This window comes from Bacteriovorax sp. DB6_IX, from assembly GCF_000447775.1.
Classification (GTDB): Bacteria; Bdellovibrionota; Bacteriovoracia; order Bacteriovoracales; family Bacteriovoracaceae; genus Halobacteriovorax_A.
On the sequence record NZ_AUNJ01000501.1, the window covers coordinates 1 to 232 of the forward strand.

Annotated in this window: 1 protein-coding gene; it reads left to right on the forward strand. The window is 37.9% G+C overall.

Translation table 11 applies throughout. The features are described from left to right. Nucleotides 1-123: 123 nt before the first annotated feature. Nucleotides 124-232, forward strand: a 109-nt coding sequence (locus M901_RS18460) for an ATP-binding cassette domain-containing protein (protein ID WP_157680072.1), incomplete at its 3' end; no start/stop codon positions are given.

The following is a 232-nucleotide window of genomic DNA, read 5'->3' on the forward strand; positions in this document are numbered from 1 at the left end:
TTCCAGGACTTTGTATTTTAGCTGTCGTACTTGGACTCAATCTCTTTGGAGATGGTTTAAGAGATGCTCTAGACCCAAAACTTAAGAGGTAGTCATGTATTATTAGTTGCAAAGAATCTACAAATACAATTTCAAACAAAGAAAGGAATCATCACGGCAGTTCGAGATGTCTCTTTTACTATTGAAGAAGGCGAAACTCTTGGTGTCGTTGGAGAATCAGGTTGTGGGAAAA